General features: G+C 59.6%; 12 protein-coding genes. 9 read left to right on the top strand and 3 right to left on the bottom strand.

Translation table 11 applies throughout. From position 1 onward, the window contains the following. Nucleotides 1-17: 17 nt before the first annotated feature. Nucleotides 18-503 (bottom strand): RNA pyrophosphohydrolase, encoded by a 486-nt coding sequence (locus ACZ51H_RS05210; protein ID WP_464802660.1) that lies wholly within the window; start codon nt 501-503, stop codon nt 18-20. A gap of 180 nt (nt 504-683) precedes the next feature. Here ACZ51H_RS05210 and ACZ51H_RS05205 point away from each other — a divergent pair, with 180 nt between their 5' ends. Continuing rightward, on the top strand, nt 684-2060 hold the full coding sequence (locus tag ACZ51H_RS05205; RefSeq protein WP_464802659.1) for a cryptochrome/photolyase family protein: 1377 nt from the start codon (nt 684-686) through the stop codon (nt 2058-2060). A gap of 36 nt (nt 2061-2096) precedes the next feature. Next, nucleotides 2097-3362, top strand: a complete 1266-nt coding sequence (locus tag ACZ51H_RS05200) for a class I SAM-dependent methyltransferase (RefSeq protein WP_464802658.1) — start codon at nt 2097-2099, stop codon at nt 3360-3362. A 2-nt stretch (nt 3363-3364) separates the two neighbouring features. On the opposite strand, the gene ACZ51H_RS05195 is transcribed toward ACZ51H_RS05200, so the two are convergent. Together ACZ51H_RS05195 and purF are read right to left on the bottom strand one after the other, a co-directional pair. Beyond that, nucleotides 3365-4075 carry an SDR family NAD(P)-dependent oxidoreductase gene (locus tag ACZ51H_RS05195; RefSeq protein WP_464802657.1) on the bottom strand — a complete coding sequence of 237 codons (711 nt, stop codon included), beginning with the start codon at nt 4073-4075 and terminating at the stop codon, nt 3365-3367. Between the two features lie 98 nt (nt 4076-4173). Next, nucleotides 4174-5652, bottom strand: coding sequence for an amidophosphoribosyltransferase (purF, locus tag ACZ51H_RS05190; RefSeq protein ID WP_449472500.1), 1479 nt, complete (start codon nt 5650-5652; stop codon nt 4174-4176). 183 nt (nt 5653-5835) lie between these two features. Between purF and ccmC the strand changes: the two genes are divergently transcribed. From ccmC to ACZ51H_RS05155, 7 genes are all read left to right on the top strand, one after another. Beyond that, nucleotides 5836-6558, top strand: a complete 723-nt coding sequence (gene ccmC, locus ACZ51H_RS05185) for a heme ABC transporter permease CcmC (protein ID WP_464772382.1) — start codon at nt 5836-5838, stop codon at nt 6556-6558. Nucleotides 6559-6690: 132 nt separating this feature from the next. Then, on the top strand, nt 6691-7137 hold the full coding sequence (gene ccmE / locus ACZ51H_RS05180) for a cytochrome c maturation protein CcmE (RefSeq protein WP_464802656.1): 447 nt from the start codon (nt 6691-6693) through the stop codon (nt 7135-7137). 46 nt (nt 7138-7183) lie between these two features. After that, nucleotides 7184-9115, top strand: a complete 1932-nt coding sequence (locus ACZ51H_RS05175) for a heme lyase CcmF/NrfE family subunit (protein WP_464802655.1) — start codon at nt 7184-7186, stop codon at nt 9113-9115. After that, nucleotides 9112-9639, top strand: a complete 528-nt coding sequence (locus ACZ51H_RS05170) for a DsbE family thiol:disulfide interchange protein (protein ID WP_464802654.1) — start codon at nt 9112-9114, stop codon at nt 9637-9639. Before ACZ51H_RS05175 ends, ACZ51H_RS05170 begins: the two co-directional genes overlap by 4 nt. Beyond that, the gene (locus tag ACZ51H_RS05165; RefSeq protein ID WP_464802653.1) at nt 9636-10046 is read left to right on the top strand and encodes a cytochrome c-type biogenesis protein; all 411 of its coding nucleotides are present in this window, start codon (nt 9636-9638) and stop codon (nt 10044-10046) included. The genes ACZ51H_RS05170 and ACZ51H_RS05165 overlap by 4 nt, the downstream gene beginning before the upstream one ends. Beyond that, nucleotides 10043-10687 carry a tetratricopeptide repeat protein gene (locus ACZ51H_RS05160; RefSeq protein WP_464802652.1) on the top strand — a complete coding sequence of 215 codons (645 nt, stop codon included), beginning with the start codon at nt 10043-10045 and terminating at the stop codon, nt 10685-10687. Before ACZ51H_RS05165 ends, ACZ51H_RS05160 begins: the two co-directional genes overlap by 4 nt. Nucleotides 10688-10820: 133 nt before the next feature. Continuing rightward, the gene (locus tag ACZ51H_RS05155) at nt 10821-12749 is read left to right on the top strand and encodes a potassium transporter Kup (RefSeq protein WP_460985887.1); all 1929 of its coding nucleotides are present in this window, start codon (nt 10821-10823) and stop codon (nt 12747-12749) included. Nucleotides 12750-12760: the final 11 nt, after the last annotated feature.

Raw genomic sequence — 12760 nt, 5'->3', positions numbered from 1 at the left:
AAGGATCAGCGATCCGGTCAGATGAGAGCCTTGAATTCCTGCAAAATGTCCCGGTACAGCTTCCGCTTGAACGGAACGATCACATCGGGAAGGGCTTCCGGCTCAATCCATTTCCACTCTGAGAATTCGGCATCATCAGTAGCGATGTTGATATCCTCGTCGCTGCCGAGGAAGCGCGCGAGGAACCATATCTGGCGCTGGCCGCGATATTTGCCGCCCCATAACTTTCCGACAAGCTCGGGCGGCAAGTCGTAAAAATGTTCGTCCTGCGCCTTCGCGATGATCTCTACATGATGCTGCCCAATGCCCGTTTCCTCGCCCAGTTCGCGCAGGGCGGCAGTCCTTTCCTCCTCCCCATGATCGATTCCACCCTGAGGCATTTGCCAAGCCTCCACCTGGCTATCGATCCGCTGGCCGACAAAAACCTTGCCATCCATGCTGACGAGCATCACGCCGACGCAGGGCCGATACGCGAGTTCCGAATCATTTGGCGCCGATGCCATGATGTCCCCTGATCATTGTCCTGGCCGCAAGCCATTGGCCCGCTTTGTGCAGTGCAATGATAAAGGGCGAAGCAGCGGTCGTCCATGCGCTAAAACGCTCAGCACCATATCCGGACAGCTTTTCGCGTCGAAATGGGAGAGGGGATTGGAAGCTCGGCCTGGCAATGGCAAAGCTGGCTAATGTCCAATCCCGTGATCCTCTGGTTTCGCCAAGACCTCCGTTTATCTGATCAAGCAGCTCTGGCGGCGGCAGTGAAGGACGGGCCGGTGATCCCGGTCTATATCCTGGACGATACATCCCCAAAGCAATGGAAGATGGGCAGCGCGCAGCGATGGTGGCTTCATCACAGCCTGAAATCGCTGGACGACAGCCTTCGTCGTAAAGGGTCTCGCCTCATCCTGCGCAAAGGGGAGAGCGCCGAGGAGCTAGAGAGGCTCGCCCGCGAAGCCGGTGCCAAGCGGGTGCATGCGCTCGCTCATTATGAGCCATGGTGGCGGAATGCCGAAAAAGCAGCAGCGAAGCAGATCGATCTTCAGCTTCACGACGGTATGCTGTTGTTGCCGCCTGGGAGCGTCCGCACGTCGGGCGGCAATCTTTATCAGATATACACGCCGTTCGCCCGGGCAACGATGCATCACATGCCACCGGCCGAACCCGTCGCGACCCCGTCAAGGATCGACGCGCCAGCAAAATGGCCCGCGAGCGATTCGCTCGACGATTGGGACTTGCGCCCTCGTCATCCCGACTGGGCAGCAGCTTTTGTCGAGGACTGGTCGCCTGGTGAAGATGGGGCGCGCCATCGCGTCGCCTCCTTTCTCGACGAGGCGGATGAATATGATGTGGCGCGTAACCTTCCGTCCGTGGAAGGAACTTCGCGGCTTTCGCCTCATCTCCATTTCGGGGAAGTCTCTCCCGCCTATGTCTGGCATCGGGTGAGCGAGGCGGCGGCAGATGCGACCACCTTTCTTAAGGAACTGATCTGGCGGGACTATGCGCATACGCAGATTTGGGCATTGCCGACCTATGGGTCACAAAATGCCCGCTCCGATTTCGACAGGTTTGCTTGGCGCAGCTTGCGCGAAGCAGGCGATGATTTTGCCGCCTGGAAAACAGGACGAACGGGCTACCCGATAGTGGATGCCGGTATGCGCCAGCTTTGGGCGACCGGATGGATGCACAACCGGGTTCGCATGATCGCCGCCAGCTTCCTCATCAAACATCTTTTGATAGATTGGCGACACGGGGCGCAATGGTTCTGGGACACATTGGTGGACGCGGATTACGCCAACAATAGCGTGAATTGGCAATGGGTGGTGGGCAGTGGCGTTGACGCAAATCTGTTTTCCCGAATCATGGCACCGCTGACCCAGTCTCCAAAATTCGAAGCGAGTGATTATATCAGGCAATGGGTGCCCGAACTGGCTCATCTCGATGACACGGCGATTCACGATCCTGAAGCCTATGATGCACGACCGGCCTCATATCCTGCCAAGCGCGTTGGTCATCGCGAGGCACGCGAACGCGCGCTTGCGACCTACCGGCAAAGCAGGGCTTAAGGACGGGCGCATGGACAAGGGAACAGGGGTGAAAGGATGAACGCGATCGATCCCGGGCATGGCAGACGAGCGCCGACCGTGCGGCGCCCGGCCGGGGAACATACGCGCGGATGGGCATCGCGCTTGGTTGCCCCTCAATTTCACCGCTTGCTGGACCGTATCGATTCGGGCCTTCTGAAAGGAAGGCTTGAAGCGACGCTGCCGGATGGAACCGCGAGAATATTGGGGGGGCGTGGAACGGGACCGGTCTGCGAAGTCCGGCTGGTCCGCTGGCGCGCTCTGTTGCGGCTGGTCGTCGGGGGATCGGCTGGATGGTATCGGGCATGGGCTGCGGGTGAATGGAGTAGTCCGGACCCGGTCCCCCTGTTCGAGTTGTTCATGGCGAACGCCGCGACACTGGGCAATGTGGCTCGTCCAAATGGCCCGGCTCGATGGATTGGCCGGTTCGGGCATTGGGTGCGTCGCAACGACCGGAAGGGGTCGCGTCGTAACATCGCCTATCATTATGATCTCGGGAACGACTTCTACCGCTTATGGTTGGACCGGGACATGCATTATTCCAGTGCGTTGTTCCGTGATCCCGATGACCGGATCGAGAGCCTTGAACGAGCGCAGCAGCGCAAGGTGGACGCCATCCTCGACCGGCTCGACCTTAAGGAAGGGAGCACACTGCTCGAGATAGGCTGCGGGTGGGGAGGCTTGGCCGAGCAGGCGCTGCAACGTTGCGCTATCCGCTATGACGGACTGACCCTGTCGACCGAGCAGGCAGAATATGCGCGGGAGCGGCTAGGTGCTGGCGCAAACATCCTGCTGACGGATTATCGGGACGCTCAAGGGCAGTATGACGCGATTGCAAGCGTCGAAATGGTCGAAGCGGTGGGCCAGGAATATTGGCCCGCTTATGTCGCTGCCATAGAGAGGTTGCTGAAACCCGGCGGGAAGGCGGCAATCCAATATATCCTCATCGACGACGCCATATTCGAGAAATATGCGCGGAGCGCCGATTTTATCCAGACTTACATTTTCCCCGGCGGAATGCTGCTGTCGGAAAGCCGCTTCAGGGCTTTGGCGGAAGCCAACGGGCTGGAATGGAGGGAGGTCTGCCATTTTGGCGTCCACTATGCGGAAACTATTCGGCGCTGGCGGGAAAGGTTTGACCGAGCCGTCGATCGCGGTCTTTTACCTCCCAGCTTCGACCAGCATTTCGTCGCGCTCTGGCGCTATTATCTGATGTATTGCGAAGGCGGCTTTCGCGGCGGCACGATCGATGTCGCTCAGGTAACGCTGGTCAAGCCGGGCTGAGATCAATCCAAACGTTGGTGATAGCCGTTTGGCCGATCCGAAAGGACGAGATCGGCTATGGCTTGGCCCACGACCTCGGGGTCTTTCACCGTCGCGGGATCTTCTCCCGGATAGGCTCTGGCGCGCATCGCCGTCCGGGTTGCACCGGGATCAACGATATGGGTGCGTATAGCCGAAATATTTTTCACTTCCTCGCCATAAGTGCTTACGAGCGTTTCCAGCGCTGCCTTCGACGCGCCATAGGCACCCCAATAAGCGCGCGGCGCGGTAGCGACCGATGATGTGATAGCAATGACACGCGCGTCGGAACTTGCGCGGAGCATTCTATCGAAAGCTGCGATCAAAGCCTGCGGTGCTGCTATGTTCAGCGTAAGCAGCCGAGCGAATTCCTTCACGTCGATCGCGGGCACTGCGGCCAGGCTGCCTAGGGTCGCTGCGTTCAGAACCAGAATATCCAACGTTTCCCACCGACCTGAAACCGCCTGAGCAAGCCGCCCGATGCTTTCGCCATCGACAAGGTCGAGCGGCGCTATGGTAGCACTGCCTCCGGCACCGTGAATATATTCTTCCACCTCCTCAAGGCCGCCGGTCGTTCTGGCTGTCAGAATGACATGAGCACCAGCAGCGCCAAGGGCCTTGGCAGTGGCGGCGCCGATACCACGGCTCGCGCCGGTCACCAGGGCAAGCTTACCGGAAAGAGGAAGAGTGGACATGAAGCATCCTGTTCGCCCTTCCGGATGGATAGGGCCGGTTTAGTGGGAAAGGTAGTAGCTGCCCATGACCGGGCAGCCATCCAGAAATGACCTGTCGATCAGACGACCCGTTCAGCCAGCAGTTCAAGCTGGTTTTTCACCACGACGTCGTCCTGATCGGTGAGCGTGGTCGGATAGTCGCCGGTAAAGCAGGCATCGCAATATTGCGGGCGGATGTCGGCCCGTTTCGTTTCGCCCAGCGCCTTGTAGAGGCCGTCGATCGAAATGAAGGAAAGGCTGTCGGCATGGATGAAGTCCTGCATGCCGCCAATGTCCAGGCGATGAGCCAGCAACTTCGTGCGTTCCGGCGTATCGACGCCATAGAAGCAGCTATGTTTTGTTGGCGGGCTGGCAATGCGCATATGCACTTCCTTGGCGCCTGCCTCGCGCATCATCTGCACGATTTTGAGGCTGGTCGTTCCCCGCACGATCGAATCATCGATAAGAACGACGCGCTTCCCGGCGATTAGGGCGCGATTGGCATTATGCTTGAGCTTGACGCCAAGGTGGCGGACCTTGTCGCCTGGCTGGATGAAGGTCCGTCCGATATAGTGGGAACGGATGATGCCCAGTTCGAAGGGAAGCCCTGACTGCTGGGCATAGCCGATGGCTGCAGGCACGCCGCTGTCGGGAACGGGAATAACCAGGTCGGCATCGACAGGATTTTCGATTGCCAATTGAGCGCCGATCGCCTTGCGAACCGAATAGACGCTTGAACCATCCACGATCGAATCGGGGCGGCTGAAATAGACATGTTCGAAAATACAGGGGCGCGGATGCACATCGCCGAAGGGGCGATGGCTGCGCATCTCCCCATCATGAGTGACGATGACCAGCTCACCCGGATCGATGGAGCGAATATGGTCGGCGCCTACTACGTCAAAGGCGACGGTTTCCGACGCGAAAATGGTGGCGTCGCCCAATTTCCCCATGACCAGCGGCCGGATGCCCAGCGGGTCGCGGCACGCGATCATGCCCTCGGGTGTAGTCACGATCAGCGAATAGGCGCCCTCGATCTGCTTGAGCGCATCGATGAACTTGTCGAGCAGAGTCCGATAGGTCGAAGTCGCGACCAGGTGGATGATCACTTCGGTGTCGGAGGTCGACTGAAAGATTGAGCCGCGACGAATCAGCTCGCGGCGGAGCTTCATCGCATTGGAGATATTGCCGTTATGCGCGATGGCGAAGCCGCCGGAGTTAAGCTCGGCATAGAGGGGCTGTACGTTGCGGAGGGACGTTTCGCCCGTGGTCGAGTAACGGACGTGCCCGGATGCCGTGTGACCCGGCAGGCCGCGAATCACTTCATCGCGGTCGAAATTGCCCGCCACATGCCCCATGGCGCGGTGGGTATGGAAATCGTGACCGTCCCAGCTGGTGATGCCGGCGGCCTCCTGTCCACGGTGTTGAAGCGCATGAAGGCCAAGCGCGACGATCGCCGAAGCGGTCTCGGCTTGAATGACGCCGAAAATGCCGCATTCTTCACGCAGCTTGTCGTCGTCGAACGGGTTTGTCGTAAACATGGGTGCGAGCGGATCCATAGCCGATGCTGTGCGCCTAAAAATGGCTGCTGCGCGCGCATATAGTGGTTCGATCCTGATTTGTCGCCTGTCTGAAACAAAAAAGGCTGTTTGGGCCACTGTGGCAGCGACATTATGTACCGTGCGTAACAGAAAAAGGGCCACTGGCTTTGCGCGTTCGGCGCAGCTAAAGAGCCTGTCCAAATGCATCGCTTCGCCAATCCTGCCCGTTTCCTGAAGATCGCTCGGCCGCTGACCATTTGGCTGTTCTGGCCAGGGTTGGTTCTGCTTCTGGTGGGTGCGGGCTGCGGGCTGTTCATTACCCCGGCTGACTATCTCCAGGGCGAGACGGTTCGTATACTCTATATCCATGTACCCGCGGCATGGCTTGGAATGGCCGGATGGACAGGAATTGCTGTGGCGGCGCTGATGCAGCTGGTCTGGCGACATCCGCTGGCCGCTGTTGCGGGACGCGCGATTGCGGTCCCAGGCGCGCTGTTTACGGCTATTTGCCTTGCGACAGGGTCCATTTGGGGACGCCCCACCTGGGGGACATGGTGGGAGTGGGACGGGCGGATGACCTCCATGCTCGTGCTCCTTTTCCTTTATCTTGGATATATAGCGCTGGCGAATGCCAGTGCGCGTCAGGAACAGGGCGGCGTCAGCGCGGCTACAGCCATTTTTGGCTTGGTCGGGGCGGTCAATATACCGATCATAAATCGCTCCGTCGTGTGGTGGAACAGTCTCCATCAGGGACCTAGCATCACGATGCGCGGGTCGAGTATCGACACCTCGATTCTCTGGCCGCTGGGGCTTACCCTTATCGGTTTTTCCCTTTTGTTCGGGGCGATCGTGTTGATGCGGATGCGCACGATATTGGCGCGCAACAAGGTGGAAGCGCGCATGCAGCGGCTGGCGCGGGGATAATGGCATGAACCAATGGGCTTTCGTCGTCGGCGCTTATGTGCTGACCTTTTCGGGCACCTTGGCCCTCTGCCTTGCATGCTGGCGCTCCATGCGTGACGCAGAGTCGGCTGCGCAGAGATTGTCAGACCGGCCATGAAAGCGAAGCATCAGCGCCTCATTCTGGCGATCGTCGCATTGTTCGCCTTTATCGGTGCGGGTTTGCTCGCGGCATCGGCATTGCGCGACGAAGCTGCCTATTTCTATGCGCCCGCCGACGTTCGCGCCAAAGGGGTCGAACCTGGCAGGCCCATTCGTCTGGGCGGCATGGTGGTGAAAGGCAGTCACAAGCGAGCTGCCGACGGCGTGACCATGTATTTTGACGTGACCGACGGAAAAGCGACCGTTCCTGCTGTTTTCAAGGGCATCGCGCCAGATCTGTTCAAGGAAGGATCGGGCGTGGTTGCGGAAGGATCGTTCGATGGCACGGGCACTTTTATCGCCACCAACCTGCTGGCCAAGCATGACGAACGGTACATGCCTCGGGAACTCAAAGGCATTCAGTATAATGAGACGACCCACGAGATGAAGGCAGGCCAGTGAACGCTGTTAGGGTGGCCATAGGGCGGGAACGAGCGGAGAAGGCTGCATGATCGCCGAAGCGGGTCTGGCCGCGCTATGGCTTGCGGCGGCGCTGGCGTTTCTACAATTGAGCCTGGTGGCTTTTGGGTTGGCGGGAAAAAAGAGCGAATTGCTCCAGGCTGTCCGACCGGTAGCCGTCGCCCAAGGCGCTCTCACCGCCATTGCCTTTGTGGCGCTGATAACGCTTTTCATGCGATCGGACATGTCGGTGCTGTTGGTCGCCACCAACAGCCATTCCATGAAGCCGTGGCTTTACAAGTTCGCGGGAACTTGGGGCAACCATGAAGGCTCCATGCTGCTCTGGGTGACGGTCATGGGCGTCGCGGGGTCTGCCGTTGCTCTGTTTGAACGGGCGCTACGGCGGGACACGCATATGGCGACGCTGGGCGGTCAAGCGGCTATCAGTCTGGGGTTTTATGCCTTCCTGCTCTTCGCATCCAACCCCTTCGCGCGGATCACTCCTCCCGCAGCGGATGGTCAAGGACTCAATCCTCTGTTGCAGGATCCCGGCCTCGCGTTCCATCCGCCGACCCTTTATCTTGGATATGTCGGCCTCTCCGTCGCCTTCTCCTTTGCCATTGGCGCGCTGCTGACGCGGCGGGTTGATGCAGATTTCGCTAAGGCGATGCGTCCTTGGGTGCTGGCAGCATGGATACTTCTGACGCTCGGAATCACGGCTGGCAGCTACTGGGCCTATTATGAGCTGGGCTGGGGAGGCTGGTGGTTCTGGGATCCTGTGGAAAACGCTTCGTTGATGCCTTGGCTCGCGGCCACGGCCTTGCTGCACAGCGTGACAGTACTCGCCACGCGCGATGCCTTGCGGGCCTGGACAGTGATGCTGGCCGTCATCGCGTTTTCTATGTCGATGGTTGGGACCTTCCTGGTCCGCTCGGGCATATTGACGAGCGTCCACGCCTTCGCCGTTGATCCGGAACGAGGCAGCTTCATCCTGATCCTCCTGGGCGTTTATATCGGAGGCGCGCTGGCGTTGTTCGGTTGGCGTGTCGGTGCGGTTCGTGAAGGCGCGCCGTTCGAGCTTGTCAGCCGCGAAACCATGCTGGTGATCAACAACCTGCTGCTGACGGTGATACTCGGCCTCGTGCTGATCGGCACCCTCTATCCGCTGCTGACCGAGGCGTTCGGCCATAAGGTGTCGGTCGGTGCTCCTTATTTTGACAGAATAGCTGGGCCAATTGCGCTCATCCTGATGATCGTCATGGTGGCGGGACCATTGACCCGCTGGCGCCGGGACAAGCTGGCAGAGGTTGCCGGGCGCATGATGATCCCGGCAGTCATCGCCTTGATCGCTCTTGCCGTCATGGCAATGCTCGCCTGGGGACGGATTGGCGTGCTGCCGTTCCTTGGGCTGGTCATCGCCTTGGCCGTTGCAGCGGGCAGCGTCGCCCCGTTGTGGAAGCGCAACTTGCGCCGTACGCCGCTGTTTACCTGGGGCATGGTCATCGCTCACCTCGGATGCGCTGTCAGCCTCGCGGGCATGGCTTGCGATTCTGCGTTTACCGTTGAAAAGCTGGCGGCCGTCCGCCCCGGCGACGTCGTCGAAGCTGCCGATTGGAAACTCCGCCTCGTGCAGATTTCGCCGATTGCCGGAGACAATTGGACAGCGTTACAGGCTGACATGGAGGCGAGCCGGGGGAATGGGGCACCGGTTGCCCTGCATCCGCAATCTCGTTTCTTCCCTTCTCCCCCCACGACCACCACTGAAGCGGCCCTGCTGACCCGGTGGAACGGACAGCTTTATGTGGTGCTGGGCCAAGAGGCGACCGAGGGACGTTGGCAACTGCGGGTCTGGTGGAAGCCCTTTGTCACGCTGATCTGGTTTGGCGGCGGGCTAATTGCCCTTGGTGGCGCATTGGCATTGGTAGGGCGCGAGCGCCGGGGATGGCTTCTTAAATGGCGCAGCAGGACGCTTGCGACATGAAGAAGCTCTTGATTTGGCTACCTCTTGTGTTCTTTGCGGGTTTCTTCATCCTGTTTGCGAGCGGCTTGCTTAAGCCGGACGACCGGGTCATCACCTCCAAGCTCGTCGGCAAGACATTGCCCGAATTCACCTTGCCAGCAGCGGCCAGCGATCGCCCCGCCTTGGCCAGCGCGGAACTGGCAACGGGCAAGCCCCGGCTGTTGAACATCTTCGCCAGTTGGTGCGTGCCGTGCGCTGCGGAAGCTCCGCAGCTTATGGCGCTGAAGCAAGCAGGTGTGGAAATTGACGGGGTCGCGATCCGTGATGCCCGGTCTGATGTCGACCGCTTCCTTCAGCGCTATGGCAATCCATACAGTCGTATCGGCCTTGATGCGCGCAGCAGCGTGCAGATCGCGATTGGCTCCTCCGGCGTGCCGGAAAGCTTCATCATCGATGGAAAGGGGCGCATCGCCTACCAGCATGTCGGTGACATAAGGGCGGATGACATCCCGATGATTCTCCAGCGTTTGGAGGCTGTGCGATGAAATGGCTGCTGACATTGCTTGCATTGCTGATGAGTTCGCCTGTGCTGGCGCAGTCGGCGCTTCCTCCAGCTCCCTATGCAGACCGGCAAATCGATGATCCGGCGCTCGAGCGAAAGGCGAAGGCGCTGATGGAGACGATTCGCTGCCTTACTTGCCAGAGCCAATCTATCGCTGACAGCAACGCCAGTCTGGCAGGTGATATGCGTTCCCAGATCAGGGAGCGGATCATGGCGGGGGAACAACCCGAGCATATCCGGAGCTGGCTCATTGAACGCTATGGCGATTGGGTAAGTTATGAGCCTACGGCGGACCCGGTTCTTTGGCCGCTTTGGGGCGCGCCATTATTGCTGATCGGCCTTGGGCTGTTGCTTGTGCGCGGCCGGATCAAGCGGGGAGGACCGCGATGACAGGATGGGTCATAGCGGCGGCGTTCGCTATTTGCCTGATGGCGCTTCTGGTAGCCGTCGGGCGTATTCCGCGCGTTTCATGGGAGTTGACGGCTGCCGCTCTGCTACTCGGCCTTGCCGGTTATGCATGGCAGGGAAATCCTGGCTTGGCGGGAGCGCCCAGAAATGCTGCTGCTTCGAACGGCAAGCAGTTTGATGAGCAAGTCGCCCAACTGCGCCGCGGCATGGCGGAGCGCTATGGTCCGGCAGGGCAGTGGCTGATGCTCTCAGACGGCCTTGGCAGGCAGGGCAAGACGAAAGAATCGGCGAACGTGCTGCTTGCGGGCATCAAACAATCGCCCGGTGATCCCAACCTGTGGTTGGGTCTGGGCAATGCGCTTGTGGCACATGCCGACGGTGTGGTGTCGCCGAGCGCTGACTTTGCTTACCGGCGCGCCATGTCGCTTGACCCACAAGCGCCTGCTCCGCCCTATTTCTACGGCCTGGCTCTCGTTCGAGCGGGCCAGTTGCAGGCCGCCCGCGATCTTTGGGCGCCTTTGGCTGCAAGGGCGCCTGAAGGCTCGAAAATCAAGGCGGAACTGGAGCTTAACATTGAGCGTATCGACGCGATGCTGGCTGACAGCGCGCCTGCGGTTCAATGACATGGCTCGTCAATTGCGCTGCTCAGGGAGGCGTGATAGGGCGCGCGCCATCCTTGTGAGTTAAGCGGGATTGTCCCCGTGCGCATGCCTTGGCTTGAGTGTCGTATGATCATGACCATCTGGCGTTTCCTTCATGGCTGATCAATTGGCGAGCGCCGTCGCGAGCGCGCAGGACGACGAGTCCGAAGGACATAGCCACGCGGGCCAGAAAGCGACGGCCAAGCTTGTCGTCGGGGCGATCGGCATCGTGTTCGGCGACATCGGCACCAGCCCGCTCTACGCTTTTCGTGAAACTTTCGCGGGCCATCATCATCTGGCACTCGATCCCGATCACATCCTTGGCGTCATCAGCCTGATGTTCTGGTCGATGATGCTGGTCGTGACGCTGAAATATGTCTCGATCATCATGCGCGCCGACAACAAGGGCGAAGGTGGCAGCCTTGCGCTGCTCGCGCTGATCAACGGACAGACAAAGACTCAGCGATGGTCGCGCGGCATCGTCCTTTTGGGCGTGTTCGCGACCTCGCTTTTCTACGGCGATTCCATGATCACCCCCGCGGTGTCAGTGTTGTCGGCTGTGGAAGGCCTCGCCGTTTATAACTCTGAACTGGCGCCCGCGATTCTACCTGCCGCAGTGATCATATTGGTGTGCCTGTTTTGGATTCAGGGCTTTGGGACCAATCGCGTCGCTGCCCTATTCGGCCCCATCATGCTGCTGTATTTCGTCACGATCGCGGCCCTGGGCATCATCAGCATAATCAAGACGCCTGGCATTCTCCTAGCGTTCAATCCCTATTGGGCGTTCATGTTCTTCATGACCGATCCGTTGCCGGCCTTCCTCGCCTTGGGCGCGGTCGTCCTTGCGGTGACCGGGGCGGAAGCGCTGTATGCCGATATGGGTCATTTCGGGCGCAGCCCGATCCGCGTGTCCTGGCTTTGCTTCGTCCTGCCGGCATTGATGATGAACTATATGGGGCAGGGGGCTCTGCTGTTTCGCGAAGGCGCGGCTGCGCTCCACAGCCCCTTCTATCATCTGGCACCCCAATGGGCGCAGTTGCCTCTGATCGGCCTCGCGACTCTGGCAGCGATAATCGCCAGCCAGGCAGTCATTTCCGGCGCATTTTCAGTGACGCAGCAGGCGATCCAACTGGGCTTCATGCCCCGCTTGCGGATCGCGCATACCAGTGCCTCGACCGCGGGGCAGATATATATCCCCCTCATCAATTGGGGATTGATGGTGATGGTCATCCTGCTGGTGCTGGTGTTCCAGACATCGTCCAATCTGACTGCCGCCTATGGCATCGCCGTCACCGGAGCGATGTTCATCGACAATCTGCTGCTAACCGTGCTGCTCTATCGGCTGTGGAAGTGGCGCTGGTATTATTCCGCACCCTTGCTTGCGGTATTCTTCATTGTGGACGGCGCATATCTCGCGGCCAACTTTACCAAGGTTCCGGATGGCGGCTGGTTCCCGCTGCTAATCGGGTTCGTCGTATTCACGCTGCTGACCACATGGTCGCGTGGACGTCGGTTGGTGCAGGATCGCTTGCGCGAAGGCGCGATGCCAATCCCTGTGTTCGTAGCCTCGGCCGCTAACAGCGCCGTGCGCGTTCCGGGGACGGCCGTGTTCATGACATCCACGCCAAACGGCGTTCCCCATGCCTTGCTCCACAATCTGAAACATAACAAGGTGTTGCATGAGCGGGTCATCCTGCTGACTGTGAAGATCAAGGACGTTCCAGTCGTTGAGGATGATGGCCGATGCAGGCTGGAGGATCTCGGGAAAGGATTCTTCCGCCTTGTTCTGGAATATGGGTTCATGCAGGAACCGGACGTTCCAGCGGCCCTTAAGAATGTCACCGGATGTGGTCAGGCATTTAGGATGATGGAGACCAGTTTCTTCCTGGCACGCCAGACCCTGTTGCCGTCTGCCAATCCAGGAATGCCCCTGTGGCGAGAAAAAATCTTCGCCTGGATGCTGCGAAACGCGGAAAGCGCGATGGAGTTCTTCCGCCTGCCCACTAACCGCGTGGTCGAACTGGGTAGCCAGGTAGAGATTTGAGATGCAAAAAG

This window comes from Sphingobium sp. TomMM15 (assembly GCF_055397045.1).
The sequence above is the reverse complement of the archived record's forward strand: the minus strand, read 5'-3'. Positions and strand labels throughout refer to the sequence as shown.